The sequence below is a fragment of the Streptomyces sp. NPDC086147 genome, from assembly GCF_040702165.1.
Lineage (GTDB): Bacteria > Actinomycetota > Actinomycetes > Streptomycetales > Streptomycetaceae > Streptomyces.
Genome location: NZ_JBFBJO010000007.1, coordinates 46,903 through 65,443 on the forward strand (window position 1 = coordinate 46,903; position 18,541 = coordinate 65,443).

An 18,541-nucleotide genomic window follows, 5' to 3' on the forward strand; every position below is an offset into this window, starting at 1 on the left:
CCCACCCGGACGCGGGAGGGGCCGAACGGGTGCAGAGCGCCTGCACGCGCACGGGTGGGAGTGGCACCATGCCTGTCAGGCGGTGCGGCTCCGCACCGGTCGAGGGGACGAAACTCATGAGTGCACCTGGCACCGGGCCCACGCCGCCCGGTCCCGTACCGCTGACGCGGACCGGCCGCTCCTCCGTGACGCGGCCACCCGCGCAGCGGATCTCCGAGCCCGCCCTGCCGGACCGGGCGCAGCCGGAGCTCGGCACGCTGAGGCTGCCCGAGCTGCGCGCGCTGCGCCGGGACGCCCGGAGCGACGAGGCCGACCTGAGCTACGTGCGGCGGATGCTCCAGGGCCGGATCGACATCCTGCGGGCCGAGCTGGCGCGCCGGACCGACCCGGAGGCGCCGGTCCTCGACCGGCTCTCGGAGATCCTCGCCGACGTGCCCTCGCGGCACCGCAGTTCGGCCCGGCACGTGACGCTGTCGACGCCGCGCGGGGAGGAGTACCGGCGGCTCGCGGCCGAGATGCTGTCCGAGGTCGAGCTGTCGGACCTGACGGCCCGCACGGACGACGAACTGCACGCGGGGATGGGCCGGCTCGCGGGGTACGAGCAGCAGATCTCCCGGCGCCGGCAGCAGCTCCAGCGGACGGCCGACGACTGCGGCGCGGAGATCGCCCGCCGGTACCGGGAGGGCGAGGCGCAGGTCGACGACCTGCTGGCCTGAGGCCTTCCGGGGCCTTCCGAAGCCTTCGACGGGGCCCGCGGGGCCGCCCCCGGGGGTCGCTTCCGGGCCGCTTCCCGGGCGCCCGAAAACCCGGTGCGGGTCCGCCGGGGCCCTGCGTAGGGTCGAAGGATGACTGTCGACGTACGCGCGGTGACGGAGTCCGAGTTCCCCGACTGGCTGCGGGCCCTGCGCACCGGTTTCCTCCGTCCGCCCGTCGTACCGGACGGGGACGCGGCCGACCGGCTGCCGCACACGGACCTGGCGCGGACCCTCGGGGCGTTCGACCGGGACCGGGTCGTCGCCACCTTCCGCTCGTTCCGGCAGGAGGTCAGCACGCCGGGCGGGGGCAGCCTCGCCGCCGACGCGATCACGCAGGTGACCGTCTCGCCGACGCACCGGCGCCAGGGCCTGCTGAGCCGCATGATGGCCGCCGACCTGGCCGCCGCGAAGGAGCGGGGCGACGCGATCGCGACCCTGATCGCCGCCGAGTACCCGATCTACGGCCGCTTCGGCTTCGGTCCGGCGAGCTGGGCCACCGAGTGGAGCGTGGACCTGCGGCGGGCCGGGCTCGACCCGCGCCGTTCGGGCCGCCCGGAGGACGGCGGCCGCGTGGACCTGAGCGACGGCGACGAGATCCGCAAGATCGGGCCCGCGCTGCACCGCCGGCTCGCCGGGGTCCGGGCCGGGGTCACCGACCGGACTGAGCGGCTCTGGGCGCAGGGCACCGGCCTCGGCTTCCAGATCGACCCGTGGACGGAGCCGTACTACGCGGTGTACCGGTCGGCGTCCGGCGAGCCCGAGGGGTTCGTGTCGTACCGCTCGGACGACAAGTGGAACGACGGCAAGCAGCCGGTGAACACCGCGACCGTGCGGGACCTGGTCGCCGTCACCCCGGCCGCCGAGCGCGCCCTGTGGCTCTACCTCTGCTCGGTCGACTGGATCACCACCGTCCGCTCCGGTTACCGCGTGCCGGACGACCCGCTGCCGGAGCTCCTGCCGGACCCGCGCGCGGCGAGGACGGTGTCCCACACGGACATGCTGTGGGTGCGGGTCCTGGACGTGGTCCGGCTCCTGGAGGGCCGCGCGTACCCGGTGGAGGACTCCCTCGTCCTGGAGGTGCGGGACGCGGACGGCCTCGCGGGCGGGCGCTTCCGCCTCGACGCCTCGCCGGAGGGCGCCTCCTGCGTCCGTACGGACGCGTCCGCCGACCTCGTCCTCGGCGTCGCCGAGCTGGGGACGCTGGCGTTCGGCGACCACTCGGCGGTACGGCTGGCCCGGCTCGGGCGCGTCGAGGAGGCGGTGCCCGGCGCGGCGGCCCGCGCCGAGCTGCTGTTCCGCACCGCGCTGCGCCCGTTCTCGCCCGACATCTTCTGAGCCGTTCCCGGGACTTCGGCCGTTTCCGGGGCTTCAGTCGTTCCCGGGGCTTCAGCGGGTACGGAGGCGGAAGAGGAAGCCGGAGGCGGCGAGCGCCAGGGTCAGCAGGCCCGCGCACCAGCCCAGCGCGATCCACGGCGCGTCACCGGCCGGCCGGTCGAGCAGCAGGCCGCGCATCGACTCGATGAGCGGGGTCACCGGCTGGTGCTCGGCGAAGCCGTGCAGCCAGCTCGGCATGGTCTCGATCGGGACGAACGCGCTGCTCGGGTACGGCAGGAACATCATGAAGAAGGTGATGGCCCCGGCCGCCTCCGCCGTCTTCGTGACGAGTCCGAGCGCCGCCGACAGCCAGGAGACGGCGGTGATCCAGGCGAGCAGCAGCCCGATCGCCGCGAGCCAGCCGGCTGCGGTCCCGGCCGGGCGGAAGCCGATGGCGAAGGCCGCGCCGAGCACGAGGGCGGTGGAGAGCGCGTTGCGGGTGACGGTGGCGGCGACGTGCCCGGCGAGGAACGGCGCACCGCCGATGTCGAGGGTGCGGAAGCGGTCGACGACCCCGAGCCGCATGTCCTCGCTGACGCTGACGGCGGTGCTCGCCGCGCCGAACCCGGCGCAGAGGACGAGGACGCCGGGGACGACGTAGGTCACGTACCGGGTGCCGGTGTCGATGGCTCCGCCGAAGAAGTAGACGAAGACCAGCATCAGCATGATCGGCAGCATCATCGAGGTGATGACGGCGTCGAGGTTGCGGCGGCTGATCCGGATGCCGCGGCCGGCGAGGACGCTCGCGGCGGAGAGGGCGTCAGACACGGCTGGGCTCCTTGTCGTTCACGGGGAGGGCGGTGGTGTCGGTGAGGGCGAGGAAGACGTCGTCGAGCGTGGCCGTGTGGAGGGCGAAGCGGGCGATGTCCCGGCGCTCCGGGTCGAGGACGTCGAGGAGTCCGCGGACGTGGGCGGCGCTGCCGTCGGTGGGGAGGCCGAGGGCGAGCGTCTCGGGGGCGGTCGTGACGGGGGCCGCGGCGGACGCGAGCCGCAGATAGGCATCCCGGTCCCGGGCGACGAGGTCGAGCCGGTGTCCGGCGTAGCGCGACTTGAGCTCGGCGGCGGTGCCGGTGGCCAGGGTGCGGCCCGCGCCGAGGACGGTGATCCGGTCGGCGAGCCGGTCGGCCTCCTCCAGGTACTGGGTGGTGAGGAAGACGGTCGTGCCGGCGGCGGAGAGCTCGCGGACGGCCTCCCACAGCTCCTGGCGGCTGCGCGGGTCGAGGCCGGTGGTGGGTTCGTCGAGGAACATCACCCGGGTGGTGCCGGGGTCGCGGACGAGGCCGGCGGCGAGGTCGAGGCGGCGGCGCATGCCGCCCGAGTAGGTCCTGGTGAGCCGGTCGGCGGCCTCGGTGAGGCGGAAACGTTCGAGGAGTTCGGCGGTGCGGCGGGCGGCGGCGGGGCGGGAGAGCCCGGAGAGCCGGGCCGCGGTCCGCAGGTTCTCGGCGCCGGTCTGGGTCTCGTCGACGGCGGCGTACTGGCCGGTGAGGCTGATCGCGCGGCGGACCCGGGAGCGCTCGGTGACGATGTCGTGCCCGGCCACGCGCGCGTGGCCGGCGTCGGGCCGGGTGAGGGTGGCGAGGATCCGGACCGTGGTGGTCTTCCCGGCGCCGTTGGGGCCGAGGAGGGCGAAGACGGACCCCTCGGCGACCTGCAGGTCGAGGGCGTCGAGGACGCGGACGGCGCCGTGGCTCTTGGACAGGCCGGTGGCTTCGATGGCCGGAGGCATGGCGTGCTCCCTGGGCTCGTGGAGGGCACGGCGGAGCGCCGCGCCGGTAATGCGTAACCCTTACGCGTTACCGTGTAAGGGTTACGCATTACTAGGATGGGCGTCAAGCGTGGGGTCGGCGCGGGGCCGGTTCGTGCGGGCTGTACGGGCCGTGCAGGCTGTACGGGCTGTGCGGGCCGGGCGCGGCCCGCGAGGCGGACGAGGTGCGGAGGCGGAAGGTCATGGCGGACGGCGAGAGCGGCCGGGAAGGCGAGCGGGAGGGTGATCGGGGGGCCGCCCGGGCGGTCGGGCGGTCGGGCGGCCGTGCCGGTGGCCCGGCGGGCGGTCCGGTCGGCGGCGGGTCCTTCCTGCCGCCCGCGATCGAGGCGGCCTGGGGGGTGCGGGAGCGGCCCTCCAAGGGGCCCAGGCCCAGCCTGACCCTGGACCGGATCGTCGGCGCGGCCGTCTCCCTCGCCTCGGCCGAGGGGCTCGACGCCGTCTCCATGGGCCGGGTCGCCAAGGAGCTGGGCGTCTCCACCATGTCGCTCTACCGGTACGTCTCCGCCAAGAGCGAGCTGTACGTCCTCATGCAGGAGGCCGCGACCGGCGCCCCGCCCGAACTCCCCCCGCCCGGCACCGACTGGCGCGAGGCGCTGGCGGCCTGGGCCTGGGCGATGCGCGAGGTCTACCACCGCAACCTCTGGCTGCTGCGGGTCCCCGTCGCCGGTCCGCCCGCGACCCCGAACATGGTCGCCTGGTGGGAGAGGGCCCTCGTCGCCCTGGAGGGGACGGGCCTGGACGACGGCGCCGTGCTCTCGGTGACCCTGCTCGTGTCCGGCTACGTGAAGAACGAGGCCGTCCTGACGGCCGACCTCGCCGCCGTGGTCGCCGCGAGCGACGACCCGCCGGAGGAGGTCATGGCCCGGTACGCCCGCACCCTGCGGCGGCTCGCGGACCCGGAGGAGTACCCGGCGGTGACGCGGATGCTGCACTCGGGCGTCCTCGACGTCGCCGACGAACCGGAGGGCGAGTTCCGCTTCGGCCTGGACCGGATCCTGGACGGGGTCGCGGTCCTGGTGGCGGGCGGGGGGACCGCGTCGTGACGGGGGAGCCGCCGGCCCCCGGCCTCCGCGAGCGCAAGAAGGCCCGCACCCGGCAGGTCCTGTCGGACACGGCGGTCGCGCTCTTCCTGGAGCGCGGGTTCGACGGGGTCTCCGTCGCGGAGGTGGCCGCCGCCGCCGAGGTCTCGAAGCCGACGCTCTTCCGGTACTTCCCGGCCAAGGAGGACCTGGTCCTCCACCGGTTCGCGGACCACCAGGACGAGCCGGCCCGCGTGGTGGAGGCGGGGCGCGCCACCGGCACGGCCCCGCTCGACGCCCTGTGCGCGCACCTGCTCGACGGCCTGGAGCGGCGCGATCCGGTCACCGGGCTCTGCGACGCGCCCGAGGTCCTGGCGTACCACCGCCTGCTCTACGGCACCCCGGCGCTGCTCGCCCGCCTCCACGCGTACCGGGCCGGTACGGAGGAGGCCCTCGCGGGCGCGCTCGGCGGCGACCCCCTGGTGGCGCGGCTCGCCGCCGGGCAGGTCGTGGCCGTGCTCCGGGTCCTCGCGGACCGGAACGTCGTCCGGATCGCGGGCGGCGAGACGGCGGACGCGGTGGCGGCGGACGCGGTGGCGGAGGCGGGGCGGGCGTTCGGGACGCTGCGGGAGGGGCTTCCGTACGGAGCGGGCGGGGCTTCCGTACGGAGTGAAGACCTGACCAAGTAAAAAATGTAACCTGGTAACGTTTTCCGTTAGGGTCGTCGGAATGACGTCACCGGACACCTCCGCGCACCCGGAATCCGAGCTCGCCCGCGAGCGCTCCCACCACGAGGCCTGCCGCGCCGCCCTGGCCCGCATGACCGAGGACGCGGCCGGGCAGGTCGTCACCGGCGAGGACACCGCCGCGTCCGGCGCCGACGCCGAAGCCCTCGGCCGCCATCTGCGCGGCCGGGCCAGGGAGATGGGCGAACAGCCGCCGGGGCCGCTGTTCTTCGGCCGCCTCGACCACGAGGACGGCCGGACCCACCACATCGGCCGCCGCCGGATCGCGGAGGACCCCGCCGCCCCGCCGCTCGTGATCGACTGGCGCGCCCCCGTCTCCCGCGCCTACTACCAGGCCGGCGCCCACGACCCGCAGGGCGTCCTGCGCCGCCGCCGCTTCGGCTGGGCCCCGAACGGCCTCGGCGCGTCGGAGGACCTGACGGCCCTGGAGGACGAGCACCTGACGGACGGCGGGGGAGGGGCGGCCGGGATCCTGCTCGCCCGGGAGATCGAACGGCCCCGGACCGGCCCCATGCGGGACATCGCCGCCACCGTCCAGCCCGAGCAGGACGACCTCGTGCGCTCCGACCCGGCCGCCTCGCTGTGCGTACAGGGCGCGCCCGGCACCGGCAAGACCGCCGTGGGCCTGCACCGGGCCGCGTACCTGCTCTACACCCACCCGCAGCGCATCCGCCGCTCCGGCCTCCTCGTCCTCGGCCCGCACCGGACCTTCCTCGCGTACATCGCGGAGGTGCTGCCCGCGCTCGGCGAGACCGGGATCCGCCAGACCACCCTGGACGAGGAGATCGCCCGCCACCCGGTACGCGCCGAGGACGGCGGTGCGGCGGCCCGGGTCAAGCACGACGCCCGGATGGCTCAGGTGCTGCGCCGCGCGCTGTACGCCCGCGTCGACCCGGCCCCGGCGGACGACCTGGCCGTCCCCGACGGCGCGTACCACTGGCGCCTCCCGGCCGCCGCGCTCGCGGAGGTCGTCACGGCGGTACGGGAGGAGGCCCCGCCCTACGCCACGGGCCGCGAGCGGGTCCTCGCCCGGGTCGTCCGGGCCCTCCGGGAGCGCGCCGAACGCCGGTCGGGGCCGAGGGGCACGGCCTGGGCGCGCCGGATCGAGCGGTCGCGCCCGGTGACGGCGTTCCTGGACGCGTGCTGGCCGAAGGCGGTCCCGGAGGAGGTCCTCGCGGAACTGCTCGCCGATCCGGGCGGCGCGGTGGAACTGACCGCCGCCGAGCGCGACGCGATCCGCTGGGAGCGGCCTCCGCGCTCGTACCGCACGGCCCGCTGGACCGCCGCCGACCTCGTCCTCCTCGACGAGCTCGCGGGCCTCGTCGAGCACCCCGGGGGCTACGGCCACGTCGTCGTGGACGAGGCCCAGGACCTCTCGCCCATGCAGTGCCGGGCCGTCGCCCGCCGCACCGCGTTCGGCTCGCTCACCGTCCTCGGGGACCTGGCCCAGGGCACCACGCCGTGGGCCGCCCGCGACTGGGGCGCGCAGCTGGCCCACCTGGGGAAGCCGGAGGCGCGGGTGGTGCCCCTGACGCTCGGCCACCGGGTCCCGGCGGCGATCGTGGACCTCGCCAACCGGCTCCTGCCGCACCTGGACGCGGACGTCCCGGCGGGCCGGTCGGCGCGCCCGGACGGCGAGGTGACCGTCCACCGGACGGCGGACCTCCCGTCCGGGATCCGCACGGCCGTGCGGGACGCGCTCGCGGCGGAGGGCTCGGTGGGGGTGATCGCGACGGACGGCTTCGTGGGGAAGGCGGCGGAGGCGGTGGCGGTCTCCGGCGCGGTGACGGTGACGGCTTCGGACGCGGCGTCGGCTTCGGACGCGGTGACGGCGTCGGAGCGGGTGACCGTGCTGCCCGCCTCGCTCGCCAAGGGCCTGGAGTTCGACCACGTCGTGGTGGTCGAACCGGCCGCCGTCGCGGCCTCCGGGCCGCGCGGCGCGAACCTGCTGTACGTGGCCCTCACCCGGGCCGTGTCACGCCTGACGCTCGTGCACGCGGAGGAGCTTCCGGAGTGCCTGCGGGAGCCGGTCCCCGCTACGGCGCGGTGAGTTCGGCTCCGGTCCGGGGCTCGGCGCGGGGCTCCGTGCGTGGCTCCGGCCTCCGTGCCGCCGGGTTCCGCAGGACGAGGGCCGCCACGGCCAGGGCCGCGAGCAGGAGGCCGGTGCCGACGCCGAAGGCCAGGTGGTAGCCGCCGGTCAGGGCCTCGGCGGCGGGCCGCCCGGCCCCGGCGAGGGACTCGGTGCGGGCGGCGGCCAGGGTGGAGAGGACCGCGACGCCGAGGGCCATGCCGATCTGCTGGGTGGTGTTGAAGAGCCCGGAGGCCAGACCCGCGTCCGACTCCTCGGCGCCCGCCATGGCGAGCGAGGTGAGGGCGGGCAGCGCGAGGCCGAACCCGGCGGCGAGCAGCATCACGGGGAGCAGGTCGACGGCGTACGAGGCGTGGACGGGGACGCGGGTCAGCAGGCCGAGGACGCCGACGAGCAGCACGATCCCGGTGAGCAGGACGTTCCGCTCGCCGAAGCGGGCGATGAGCCGGGCGGACGCGCCGAGCGAGACGGCTCCGATGACGAGCGCGGCGGGCAGCATCGCGAAGCCGGTCGCGGAGGCCCCGTACCCGAGGACCTTCTGCAGGTAGAGGGCGACGAGGATCTGGAAGGAGAAGAGCGCGGCGACCATCAGCATCTGGACGGCGTTCGCGCCGGCGACGCTGCGGGAGCGGAGGATCCGCAGGGGCATGAGCGGGTGCGCGGCCTTCGCCTGGCGGACGAGGAAGCCGGCCAGGAGGGCGGCGGAGAGGGCCCCGAAGCCGAGGGTGTGCGCCGAACCGGCCCCGTACTCCTCGATCGTGACGACGGCGTAGATCCCGGCCGTGAGCCCGGAGGTCACGAGCAGCGCGCCGCTGACGTCGGCGCCGGCGCGGAGTCCGAGGCCCCGGTCGGCGGGGAGGGCGCGGAGGGCGGTGAGGAGGGTCGCGACGCCGATGGGCAGGTTGATCAGGAAGATCCAGTTCCAGGCGAGGGCATCGGTGAGGACGCCGCCGAGGACCTGGCCGAGGGAGGCGCCGGCGGCCCCGGTGAAGCTGAACACGGCGATGGCGCGGGCCCGTTCGCGCTCCCCGGTGAAGAGGGTCACGAGGATGCCGAGGCCGACGGCCGAGGCCATCGCGCTGCCGGCGCCCTGGAGGAAGCGGGCGGCGACGAGGACGCCGGGGGAGTCGGCGGCCCCCGCGAGGAGCGAGGCGGCGGTGAAGAGCGCGGTGCCCGCGAGGAACATCTTCCGGCGGCCGATCAGGTCGCCGAGGCGGCCGGCGAGGAGGAGGAGCGCGCCGAAGGCGATCAGGTAGGCGTTGACGACCCAGCTCAGGCCGGCGGGGGTGAAGCCGAGATCGCCCTGGATGGCGGGCATCGCGACGGTGACGATGCTGCCGTCGAGGACCGTCATCAGCAGGCCGGTGGCGAGGACGCCGAGGGCGAGGCGGCGGGAGGGGGTGGCGGGTGTGGGCGTGCGCATGGGAACTCTCCTGTCGGAGGAAGGCGACAGGAGAGACGTTAGCAGAAGGTTTTGTTGCAGACTGTTTTTTACGGGAGGAGGTCGCGGGGTGCGCGGAACGGGGCCCGGGGCCGCTCACCCGCGCTGACGGGCCCTGCGGGTGGGCCTCGGGCTCTCGACGGGGGTCTCCAGATGGCCGGTGGCCAGGCGGTCCAGGGCGCGGAGCAGGACCGCGCGCTCGTCGTCGGGGAGCGAGGAGAGGGCCTCGTCGTGCACCCGGTCGACGATCCTCTGACTCTCCGCCGCGACCTCCGCCCCCGCCCCGGTCACGGCGATGATCCGCGCCCGCCGGTCCGTGCTCGACGGCCGCCGCTCGGCGAGCCCGGCCTTCTCCAGGGCGTCGACGGTCACCACCATGGTCGTCTTGTCCATGTCCCCGATCTCGGCGAGCTGTGCCTGCGTGCGCTCCTCCTCCAGGGCGTGCACCAGGACGCAGTGCATGCGGGCGGTGAGCCCGATCTCGCCCAGCGCGGCCGCCATCCGGGTCCGCAGGACGTGGCTGGTGTGGTCGAGGAGGTAGGAGAGGTCGGGCTCGGTGCGGGCGGGGGCCATGGAGGTCATGCGGCCAGGGTAGCGAGGAACGATCCGTGACGGATCGTCGAGAAGCGGAGGAAGTGGGGTTCCGTACGGGGGTGGGGACGGGGACGCGGTGCGCGCCGGGGCCACGGCCTCCCGGCCCGGGACCGGCTACCGCCTCCCCGCCCGGGACCGGCTACCGCCTCCCCGCCCGGGACCGGCTACGGCCTCCCGCCGCCCAGCCGGTTCAGCGTCTCCACCGCGACCCGGGCGCGCGCGTCCGCGTGCGGGGGCGCGGCGAGGGTGACGCCCGCGCCGGTGAGGATGCCGAGGTCGAGCTCCCAGTCGTGCCGGGAGCGGTGGTCCCAGACCTCGAAGGCGATCTCCACGTGCTCGCGCGCCTGCGCCTCGCCCATCCCGGTGACCTTCCGCAGGTGGGCGAGGGCCCGGTCCTGGAGGCCGCGCACCTGGGCGAGGCCGAAGTGCGTGACGGTGTGGCAGTCGGTGCACAGGCAGATGAGCCGCTTGAGGGTCTGGACGCGGGCGGCCTCGTCGAAGGTCCAGCGCTCGTGGGCCTCCAGCCACCGCCGGGCCCCACGGTCCTCGCCCGCCCCGCAGGCCTCGCAGCGCTGCCCGGCCCGGCGGGTGATCATCCGGCGCAGCCGCTCCCAGTCGGCGGGGGCGACGCAGGACCGCACGTTGGTGAACCAGCAGGTCCGGGGCACGAGGTCGACGAACAGACCGCTGCCGAGGCTCCGGTCCTCCCCGGGCAGCAGCTCGGGGACGTCGGCGGCGGCGGTCCAGCGGGCGAGCTCCGCCATCCCCGGCCGGGGCGCGTACCACCGCCTGGCCGCCGGGTCCCAGCGGGCGCCGCCGCGCTTCGCCTCGTCCTTCTCGGCGTACGGAACGTCCAGCCAGATCCGTTCGACCGCCATGCCCGCCCTCCCTGTCGGCCCCGGCCCATGCTGCCACGGGCCGGGCACCGGGGCGAGGGTCAGCCGGTACGGCGCCGGGCGAAGCGGATCATGTTCCCGGCCGGGTCGCGGAAGGCGCAGTCGCGGACGCCGTACGGCTGGTCGAACGGCTCCTGGAGGACCTCGGCGCCGGACTCCCGGATCCGCTCGAAGGTGGCGTCGACGTCGTCGGTGGAGAAGATCACGCCGCGCAGCAGGCCCTTGGCGAGCAGCTCCGCGACGGCCTGCCGGTCGGCGGGGGAGGCGCCCGGGTCGGCGAGCGGCGGTTCGAGGACGATCTCCACGCCGGGCTGCGCGGGCGAGCCGAGGGTCACCCAGCGCATCCCCTCGAAGCCGACGTCGTCGCGCACGTCGAGCCCGAGGGCGTCGCGGTAGAAGGAGAGCGCCTTGTCGTGGTCGTCGACGGCGATGAAGCACTGCGAGAGTGTGATGTCCATGGGATCGACGCTACGGCGGGGGCCCGGGCTCCCGCTTCTCCGATCCTGACCGTTCGCCCGGCGGCCGTTCCCGACCGGTCCCCGGCCTCCCGGTCCCGGCCCTTCCGCCCCGGCCGATCCGCTACCCGTTCCTGACGGGCCGGGTGAGGACCTTGGCGACGCACGCGGGGATCTCGGCGCCCTCCGCGTGGTCGCGGGCCCGGTACGCGCTCGGGGTCTCCCCGACCAGCTCGGTGAAGCGCGAGCTGAACGACCCGAGCGAGGTGCACCCCACCTCGAAGCAGACCTCGGTGACGCTCAGGTCGCCCCGCCGCAGCAGCGCCTTGGCCCGCTCGACGCGACGGGTCATCAGATAGCTGTAGGGCGTCTCCCCGAAGGCGGCGCGGAAGCTCCGCGCGAAGTGCCCGGTCGACATCAGGGCCACCTTCGCCAGGGCCGGTACGTCCAGGGGCGACGCGTAGTCGCGGTCCATCGTGTCGCGTGCGCGCCGCAGCCGTACCAGGTCCTCCAGGTTCACCTTCCCAGGATGGCACGGCAGGGGGTCCGGGACCGGGGGTACGCCCTTTCCGGCCCGGTGGGTGAGGCCTTCCCGGCCGCGTACGGTGAGGACGTGTCCCCGCACCCGCCGATCCCCCGCCGAGGGAACCCCTCGCCCCTCCCCCTCCTCTTCCTGGACGTCGACGGCCCTCTCATCCCCTTCGGAGGGCCGTCGACGCGGCACCCCGGGGGCTACCCGACGTACCTCCCGCCCGCGGGAGGACCGGACGACGGCATGAACCCGCTCCTCGCGCGGGTAGACCCCGGGCTCGGTCCGCGTCTGGCGGCGACGGGGTGCGAGCTGGTGTGGGCGACGACGTGGATGGACGACGCGAACGCGTACGTCGCGCCCTGGCTGGGCCTGCCGGACCTTCCGGTGGTGCTCTGGCCGGACGAGACCGACGAGGACGTGGCCGAGCGCGAGCGCACGGGCCTCCACTGGAAGACCCGCCCCCTCGTCGCCCGGGCCGCCGGCCGCCCCTTCGTCTGGGTGGACGACGAGATCACCGGGGCCGACCGGGCCTGGGTGGCCGCCCACCACCGGGCCCCGGCCCTCCTCCGGCGCGTCGACCCCCGCGACGGCCTCACGGACGCGGACTTCACGGCCCTCGCAGGGTGGCTGGACGCCCTGGGTCTCAGCGCAGGGTGACCCGGGCGAGGACCGGCAGGTGATCGCTGCCGGTGGCGGGCAGGGTGCGGATCCGGCCGACGGCCGCCGAGCGGGCCATGACCTGGTCGATGCGGGCCACCGGGAAGGCGGCGGGGAAGCTGGGGGCGAGACCGCGCCGGGCCGCGCCGAGGCGCGAGGTCAGCGGGTCGAGGCCGCGGTCGTCGACGGTGCCGTTGAGGTCGCCGAGCAGGACCACCGCCGCCACCTCCTCGGCGGCGACGGCGTCCCCGAGCCGCCGGGCGCTCTCGTCGCGCCGGGAGGACGCCAGACCGCCCGCCCCGATCCGTACCGAGGGCAGGTGCGCGACGTACACCGCGACGTCGCCGCGCGGCGTGCGGGCAACGGCCCGCAGCCCCCGCTCCCACGGCTCGGTGATCTCCGGCGGCTTGATGTCCACCGGGCGCACCCCCGTGAGCGGATGCCTCGACCAGAGCCCGACCGTGCCGTGGACGGCGCGGTACGGGTACTCCGGCGTGAGCACCTCCTCATAGACGGAGAGCGCCGGGGGCACCAGCTCCTCCAGGGCGACGAGGTCGGGCCCGGCGGCGGCCAGCGCGCGGGCGGTGCCGGCCGGGTCGGGGTTCTCGTCGCTCACGTTGTGCTGCACGACGACGAGTCCGTACGGCCCGCCGCCCGGCCCCTCGCCGGGCAGGAGCAGCCCGCCGAACGCGTACGCCCAGGCCGCCGCCGGCAGGACGAGCGCGGCCAGTGCGATGCCGGAACGGCGCAGCAGCGCGAGCCCGGACAGCACCACGACGATCAGGCCGAGCCAGGGCAGGAAGGAGGCGAGGAGACCGCCGGGGGGACCGGGCACGGCCCGGTGGAACAGCAGCAGGCCGGCGGTCGCCACCGCGACCCCGCCGATCACCCGCCCGGGCCTCCGCCCCGACCCCGTCCTCCGGGCTCCCCGCCACCTCACCGCCACTCCCGCCCTCGCCCTCTCGCCCTGGTGCCGTACGGAGGATCAGATGGAGAGCTCGGGCGGGAAGCCGGTCCAGCGCAGTTCCTCGGGCAGGTGCCGCATGTCGTTGGAGAACAGCACGGTGGCCGGCCGGCCGGGCGCGTAGCGGAGGACCGTCAGGGCCGCGTTGCCCTGGTTGAGGCCCAGCCAGCGCCACGCGGGCGCGTCGAGGGCGGCCCGGACGAGCCAGCCGACGAGGAAGTTGTGCGTGACCACCAGCTCGTGGCGGGGGTGTTCGCCGTCGACCGGGCCCGTGAACTCCGCGAGCGCCTCCCGGGCCAGCTCCCGGCCGAGGTCGCGCTCCTCCTCCGTAACGCCGGAGAGAAAGGCGAGCAGGGCGTCGGCCGAGTCCGGCGGCAGTTCCTCCCTCGCCGGCAGGTGGGGGACGTAGTCGCCGGCCGCCTCCGACCGCCGCAGCGGAACGCCGTCGAGCTGTGCGCCGATCAGCCGGGCGGTCTCCTCGGCGCGGGGCAGCGGGCCGTGGTGGATCACCGACAGCGGGGCGCCCCGGAGCCGTTCGCCGAGCAGGACGGCCTGGCGCCGCCCGTTCTCCGTCAGGGCGCTCTCGTCCGCCGACGCCTCCCCGTGCCGGGCGAGGTAGAGGTATCGCGCAGCCGTGTCCGTCATGTCCCGGGCCTCCGTCGCCGACCGGTGATCTCGTACGCCTGCGAGGGACGCCGGTCCCTCCCCGCCCGGTTCCGCCGAGCCTTGGCCCCGTTCCCCGGCCCCATTCCCCGCACTTGACACGAGCGCCACTATTGCAAGCAGTCGCTTGCAATAGTTAGCAAGGGCTGGCATGGTCGGAGCATGGCATCGCTCAACGTCGGCAATCTCGGCAATCTCGGCGACTACCTCCGCGAGCAGCGGAGGACCGCGCAGCTGTCGCTGCGGCAGCTCGCCGAGGCCGCCGGGGTGTCGAATCCGTACCTGAGCCAGATCGAGCGGGGGCTGCGGAAGCCCAGCGCCGAGGTGCTGCAGCAGGTCGCGAAGGCGCTGCGGATCTCCGCCGAGACGCTCTACGTACGGGCCGGGATCCTCGACGAGAAGGAGCGGGAGGAGCTGGAGACGCGCGCCGTCATCCTGGCCGATCCCTCGATCAACGAGCGGCAGAAGCAGGTGCTGCTCCAGATCTACGACTCGTTCCGCAAGGAGAACGCCGCCGAGGCCGCTTCCGCGAACGTCTCCGGGGACGACGTCCCCGGGCCCGCGCAGGTGCCCGCGCCCGTGCCCGATGCCGAAGAACCGCCTTCGCGCTAGCCAGTACGTACGTCACATCCGGGAGGAACACCAGCATGCCCATCATCGACGAACTGCGTACCCCCCTCTACTTCGCCGCCGGCACCGCCGACCTCGCCGTGCGGCAGGCCCGGAAGGTTCCCGGCCTGATCGAGCAGATCGCGGCCGAGGCGCCCGCGCGCATCGAGGCCGTCCGCAAGACCGACCCGAAGGTCGTGCAGGAGCGGGTGACGACCCAGGCCAAGGAGGCCCAGGCCACCGCCCGGACGAAGTTCGCCGAGGTCGTCGAGGTCCTCGACACCGACCTCAAGAAGCTCGGCGAGACCGCCCAGGACCTCGCCCTGCGCGGGGTCGGCGTCGCCGCCGAGTACGCGGTCAAGGCGCGCGAGAAGTACGAGGAGGTCGCCGCCCACGGCGAGGAGACCGTCCGCGCCTGGCGCGGCGAGGCCGCCGAGGAGATCACCGAGATCGCCATCGCCGTCGAGCCCGACGCGGAGCCGAAGGCCGACGGGACCGACGGGGCCAAGACGGTCGGGACGATCCAGGCCGAGGCCGAGGAGAAGAAGGCGGCCGCCAAGAAGACCACCGCCCGCAAGGCGCCCGCCAAGAAGGTGTCGGTCGCCGCCGAGAAGGAGTAGGGGCGGCCCCCGTACGGGTACACGGAGCGTCGTACCGGGTACCTTGACCGTGAGGCGCTCTCTCTCCATCCCCACTAGGCGGTGCTCAGCATGTTGCGCGCGGGATTCGATTCCCTCCTTAACCTGGTGATGTTCCTGGTCTTCACCGGCTTCGCCGTCGCCGCGCTCGTCTTCGCCGCCATGGCGCGCGAGGACGCCTACCGCGCCGCGGACAAGCAGACGAAGAAGTTCTGGCTGATCATTCTGGCCGTCAACCTCGTCCTGAACCTGCTCCTGCCGATGCTGTTCCTGCAGATCGCCGGAGTGATCGCCGCCATCGTGTTCATGGTGGACGTGCGTCCCGCGCTCGCGCAGGTGTCGGGCGGCGGCCGCGGTCCCCGGGGCGGCGGTTCCAGCAGCGACGGACCGTACGGCCCCTACAACGGCGGCCGGTAGCGGAGCGGGAGCGACGAAGCAGGCGGCGACAGGGCCCGGGGCTATCCCCGGGCCCTGTCCCTTTCCAGGGCCAGGACGGCCACGTCGTCCGTCAGCTCGCCGCCGTTCAGGGACCGGACCTCCGTCACGGCCGCCTCCAGGAGCTCCTCGCCCCGCAGGCCCGCATCCAGCTGCCGGTTCATCATCGCGACCATCCCCTCCTGGCCGAGGCGCGGCGAACCGGGTCCGGCCGAGCGGCCCTCGATCAGCCCGTCCGTGTACATGAGCAGGCTCCACGCCCCGCCCAGCTCCACCTGGCGGCGCGGCCAGCGGGCGCGCGGCAGCAGCCCCAGGGCCGGGCCGCCGTCCTCGTACGGCAGGAGCCGCGCGGCCCGTCCCTGCCGGGCGATCAGGGGCGAGGGGTGCCCGGCCAGGCAGAGGCCGGCCCGGCGTCCGTCGGGCGCGATGTCGACCGTGCAGAGGGTCGCGAAGATCTCCTCGCTCTCCCGCTCGTGCTCCAGGACCTGCTGCATCGTCGAGAGCAGCTCGTCCCCGCACAGGCCCGCGAAGGTCAGCGCCCGCCAGGCGATCCGCAGCTCGACCCCGAGCGCCGCCTCGTCCGGGCCGTGGCCGCAGACGTCGCCGATCATGGCGTGGACGGTGCCGTCCGGGGTGCGGACGACGTCGTAGAAGTCGCCGCCGAGCAGCGCGCGGGACCGGCCGGGCCGGTAGTGGGCCGCGAACCGCAGGTCGGAGCCCTCCAGGAGCGGCGTCGGGAGCAGTCCGCGCTCCAGGCGGGCGTTCTCCTGGGCCCGCAGCCGGGACTCGGCCAGCTTCACCTGCACGGCGTCGGCCCGCTTGCGCTCGACCGCGTACCGGATGGCCCGGCTGAGCAGCCGCCCGTCGAGCTCCTCGCGGAAGAGGTGGTCCTGGGCCCCGACCCGTACCGCCTCGGCGGCCAGCTCCGCGTCGGCCGAGGCCGCGAGCGCGAGGACGGCGTGGCGCGGGGCCAGGCGCAGGATGTGCCGGAGCGGGGCGAGCGGGTCGTCGCCGGCGGCGGCCCGGGGGCCGGGCAGCGAGAGGTCGACGAGGACGCAGTGGACGTCGTCGGTGAGCAGCCGCTCGGCCTCGGTGAGGTTGCGGGCGGTACGGATGCGGACCCGGGTGCCGACGGCGTCCGCCGCGTCGAGGAGTTCGGGTACGGCGAGGGCGCCCGCCGGGTCGTCCTCGACGACCAGGAGGGTCAGATCGGTGCGGTCGGTGCCGGTGACTGTGCCTGTCATAGCGGTGGCGTCCATGGCGCTGGCGTCCGTATCGGTGGCGTCCGTGTCGATGTCGTCGCCGGGGCCCGCGGCGGCAGAGACGTTTCTCTGACGCGGTACGGATACGGGCATCGGTCCGGTTTTTCCTTCCCTCCCCCCGAGGGGGCGCGGAGCACCGGATGGCACCCCGCCCGTCCCGGACCCTAGCGCCAGGACGGTGCGCAGCGGAATGGAGATCGGCTGTGAGTGCGCGCGCCACGGTTGGCATATGCCGCGGAAGGGGAGGTACTCGCCCCCGTAGGGCAGGTGGGAGCGGTTCCGGGGGCAATGAGAAAGGTCACGCGGGTGCGACGGGCGGGCCTGCGGCCGGGGCTTTCTCCGTCACGTCGGGAGGGGCGATGCGGGGCTCGCGGGACGCCGCCCGCTCGCCCGCCGTTCGTGCGGACCTGCTGCTTACGCGGGCCCACCGCTCACACCGGGCGGACGACTCCCAGGATCTCCATCGAGCCCGCGCCCGCGAGGGTGATGTTCCGTCCCGGGCGCGGTGCGTGCACCATCGTCCCGTTCCCGACGTACATCCCGATGTGGCTCGCGTCCTCGAAGTAGACGATCAGGTCGCCCGGCCGCATGTCCTTGACGTCCACGCGCGGCAGCAGCCGCCACTGCTCCTGCGAGGTGCGCGGGATCCGGAGGCCCGCCGCGCCCCAGGCGCTCTGGGTGAGGCCGGAGCAGTCGAAGGAGCCGGGGCCCTCGTCGCCCCAGCCGTACGGCTTGCCGATCTGGGCCGTCGCGAACTCGACCGCCCTCAGGCCCTCCGCGGTCGCCTCCGTCTTCAGCCCCTTGAGGGCGCCGGCGTCGAGCCAGGTCCGCTGGGCGTCCTTCTGGGCCTGCTCCTCCAGGCGGCGCAGCCGCTCCCGCTCCTCGGCGGCGAGCTCGGACTCCAGCTTCTTGGCCGCGTCGATCTTGGCGTTGATCTCCTTGCGCGCCGCGGCCTGCCGGACGCGGTTGGCCTCCAGCCTGGTCCAGTGGTCGCTCGCCTCCTTGGCGTAGACGTCCAGCGAGGCCTGGGTGCGGGTCATCTCGGCGAGGAGGTCCTTGGTGGCCTTCGCGCCGTCCTTGATGCGTCCCGCGGCGTCGAGGAAGAGCTGCGGGTCGTTGGTGAGGATGAGGTGCGCGCCCTCGGGCAGCCCGCCGTTGCGGTACTGGGAACGGGCGGCGGCGCCGGCCTGGACCTTGAGGCTCTCGATCTTCTCGCGCCCCTCCGCGAGCATCCGGTTGACCCGGACGATCTCGGTGGACTGCTCCTTGGCCTTCTCCTCGGCGAGGTTGTACGCGTCGGTGGCGACGGCGGCCTGCCGGTACAGACCGTCGATCTCCTTGCGCACCTCCTCCAGGCTCTTCTTCGGCGGGGGAGGGGGCAGCGGCGCGGCGGAGGCCTGGAGGGTCAGCGCGGGGGAGGCCAGCACGGCCAAGGCGCAGATCATGGTGATCGCGGCGGCACGGCGGCGTCGGTTCACGAGCTCCCCCTCTGGTGACCCACAAGTGATTTACCGTCAGTAACCTGGCGGTGACCTTGGCGATAGTGCCATGCGAAACCGGAAAGTAACAAGGGAGAACGAGGCCTGTCGGACGGGTTCCCCCCATGGGTGACGTATGGGGCGGGAGTGGCGTTCCACGGATGGCGAG

At 74.7% G+C, this 18,541-nt stretch carries 20 protein-coding genes; 9 read left to right on the forward strand and 11 right to left on the reverse strand.

The window, feature by feature from the left end:
* The first annotated feature begins 116 nt into the window (after nucleotides 1-116).
* Nucleotides 117-716 (forward strand): ABC transporter substrate-binding protein, encoded by a 600-nt coding sequence (locus AB0398_RS17455; RefSeq protein ID WP_366375979.1) that lies wholly within the window; start codon nucleotides 117-119, stop codon nucleotides 714-716.
* Nucleotides 717-845: 129 nt separating this feature from the next.
* A complete protein-coding gene (locus AB0398_RS17460) occupies nucleotides 846-2,090 on the forward strand; it encodes a GNAT family N-acetyltransferase (protein WP_366375981.1) in 1,245 nt (414 codons plus the stop codon).
* A 51-nt stretch (nucleotides 2,091-2,141) separates the two neighbouring features.
* Here the strand turns inward: AB0398_RS17460 and AB0398_RS17465 are convergent, their stop codons facing one another.
* Together AB0398_RS17465 and AB0398_RS17470 are read right to left on the reverse strand one after the other, a co-directional pair.
* A complete protein-coding gene (locus AB0398_RS17465) occupies nucleotides 2,142-2,897 on the reverse strand; it encodes an ABC transporter permease (protein WP_366375982.1) in 756 nt (251 codons plus the stop codon).
* On the reverse strand, nucleotides 2,890-3,855 hold the full coding sequence (locus tag AB0398_RS17470; protein ID WP_366375984.1) for an ATP-binding cassette domain-containing protein: 966 nt from the start codon (nucleotides 3,853-3,855) through the stop codon (nucleotides 2,890-2,892). The genes AB0398_RS17465 and AB0398_RS17470 overlap by 8 nt, the downstream gene beginning before the upstream one ends.
* A 221-nt stretch (nucleotides 3,856-4,076) precedes the next feature.
* Here AB0398_RS17470 and AB0398_RS17475 point away from each other — a divergent pair, with 221 nt between their 5' ends.
* Genes AB0398_RS17475 through AB0398_RS17485 form a run of 3 tightly spaced genes read left to right on the forward strand, consistent with a single transcriptional unit; the run spans nucleotide 4,077 to nucleotide 7,709 of the window.
* Nucleotides 4,077-4,937 (forward strand): TetR/AcrR family transcriptional regulator, encoded by an 861-nt coding sequence (locus tag AB0398_RS17475; protein WP_366375986.1) that lies wholly within the window; start codon nucleotides 4,077-4,079, stop codon nucleotides 4,935-4,937.
* Entirely contained in the window at nucleotides 4,934-5,602 is a 669-nt protein-coding gene (locus tag AB0398_RS17480) for a TetR family transcriptional regulator (protein WP_366375988.1), read from the forward strand. Before AB0398_RS17475 ends, AB0398_RS17480 begins: the two co-directional genes overlap by 4 nt.
* 40 nt (nucleotides 5,603-5,642) lie before the next feature.
* Nucleotides 5,643-7,709 carry an ATP-binding domain-containing protein gene (locus AB0398_RS17485; protein WP_366375990.1) on the forward strand — a complete coding sequence of 689 codons (2,067 nt, stop codon included), beginning with the start codon at nucleotides 5,643-5,645 and terminating at the stop codon, nucleotides 7,707-7,709.
* Here the strand turns inward: AB0398_RS17485 and AB0398_RS17490 are convergent.
* The 5 genes from AB0398_RS17490 to AB0398_RS17510 form a co-directional block, all read right to left on the reverse strand.
* Complete coding sequence (locus AB0398_RS17490; protein ID WP_366375992.1) at nucleotides 7,696-9,171, reverse strand: MFS transporter; 1,476 nt, start codon at nucleotides 9,169-9,171, stop codon at nucleotides 7,696-7,698. The genes AB0398_RS17485 and AB0398_RS17490 overlap by 14 nt on opposite strands.
* A 114-nt stretch (nucleotides 9,172-9,285) precedes the next feature.
* Nucleotides 9,286-9,771, reverse strand: coding sequence for a MarR family winged helix-turn-helix transcriptional regulator (locus AB0398_RS17495; RefSeq protein WP_366375994.1), 486 nt, complete (start codon nucleotides 9,769-9,771; stop codon nucleotides 9,286-9,288).
* A gap of 176 nt (nucleotides 9,772-9,947) precedes the next feature.
* On the reverse strand, nucleotides 9,948-10,661 hold the full coding sequence (locus AB0398_RS17500) for a DUF5710 domain-containing protein (RefSeq protein ID WP_366375996.1): 714 nt from the start codon (nucleotides 10,659-10,661) through the stop codon (nucleotides 9,948-9,950).
* Between the two features lie 59 nt (nucleotides 10,662-10,720).
* The gene (locus tag AB0398_RS17505) at nucleotides 10,721-11,137 is read right to left on the reverse strand and encodes a VOC family protein (RefSeq protein WP_366375998.1); all 417 of its coding nucleotides are present in this window, start codon (nucleotides 11,135-11,137) and stop codon (nucleotides 10,721-10,723) included.
* Between the two features lie 121 nt (nucleotides 11,138-11,258).
* A complete protein-coding gene (locus tag AB0398_RS17510; protein WP_366376000.1) occupies nucleotides 11,259-11,654 on the reverse strand; it encodes a helix-turn-helix transcriptional regulator in 396 nt (131 codons plus the stop codon).
* 111 nt (nucleotides 11,655-11,765) lie between these two features.
* Here AB0398_RS17510 and AB0398_RS17515 point away from each other — a divergent pair, with 111 nt between their 5' ends.
* Nucleotides 11,766-12,323 (forward strand): HAD domain-containing protein, encoded by a 558-nt coding sequence (locus tag AB0398_RS17515; RefSeq protein WP_366376415.1) that lies wholly within the window; start codon nucleotides 11,766-11,768, stop codon nucleotides 12,321-12,323.
* On the opposite strand, the gene AB0398_RS17520 is transcribed toward AB0398_RS17515, so the two are convergent.
* Entirely contained in the window at nucleotides 12,310-13,212 is a 903-nt protein-coding gene (locus tag AB0398_RS17520; protein WP_366376002.1) for an endonuclease/exonuclease/phosphatase family protein, read from the reverse strand. The genes AB0398_RS17515 and AB0398_RS17520 overlap by 14 nt on opposite strands.
* 96 nt (nucleotides 13,213-13,308) lie before the next feature.
* Nucleotides 13,309-13,932 carry a histidine phosphatase family protein gene (locus AB0398_RS17525; RefSeq protein WP_366376005.1) on the reverse strand — a complete coding sequence of 208 codons (624 nt, stop codon included), beginning with the start codon at nucleotides 13,930-13,932 and terminating at the stop codon, nucleotides 13,309-13,311.
* Nucleotides 13,933-14,112: 180 nt separating this feature from the next.
* Between AB0398_RS17525 and AB0398_RS17530 the strand changes: the two genes are divergently transcribed.
* From AB0398_RS17530 to AB0398_RS17540, 3 genes are all read left to right on the forward strand, one after another.
* Nucleotides 14,113-14,562, forward strand: a complete 450-nt coding sequence (locus AB0398_RS17530; protein WP_366376007.1) for a helix-turn-helix transcriptional regulator — start codon at nucleotides 14,113-14,115, stop codon at nucleotides 14,560-14,562.
* A 35-nt stretch (nucleotides 14,563-14,597) separates the two neighbouring features.
* Nucleotides 14,598-15,179, forward strand: a complete 582-nt coding sequence (locus AB0398_RS17535; RefSeq protein WP_366376009.1) for a hypothetical protein — start codon at nucleotides 14,598-14,600, stop codon at nucleotides 15,177-15,179.
* Between the two features lie 90 nt (nucleotides 15,180-15,269).
* Entirely contained in the window at nucleotides 15,270-15,614 is a 345-nt protein-coding gene (locus AB0398_RS17540) for a DUF2516 family protein (RefSeq protein WP_366376011.1), read from the forward strand.
* A gap of 41 nt (nucleotides 15,615-15,655) precedes the next feature.
* Here the strand turns inward: AB0398_RS17540 and AB0398_RS17545 are convergent, their stop codons facing one another.
* Together AB0398_RS17545 and AB0398_RS17550 are read right to left on the reverse strand one after the other, a co-directional pair.
* Nucleotides 15,656-16,891 carry a PP2C family protein-serine/threonine phosphatase gene (locus tag AB0398_RS17545; RefSeq protein WP_366376417.1) on the reverse strand — a complete coding sequence of 412 codons (1,236 nt, stop codon included), beginning with the start codon at nucleotides 16,889-16,891 and terminating at the stop codon, nucleotides 15,656-15,658.
* Nucleotides 16,892-17,325: 434 nt separating this feature from the next.
* The gene (locus AB0398_RS17550; protein WP_366376013.1) at nucleotides 17,326-18,372 is read right to left on the reverse strand and encodes a C40 family peptidase; all 1,047 of its coding nucleotides are present in this window, start codon (nucleotides 18,370-18,372) and stop codon (nucleotides 17,326-17,328) included.
* Nucleotides 18,373-18,541 lie beyond the last annotated feature (169 nt).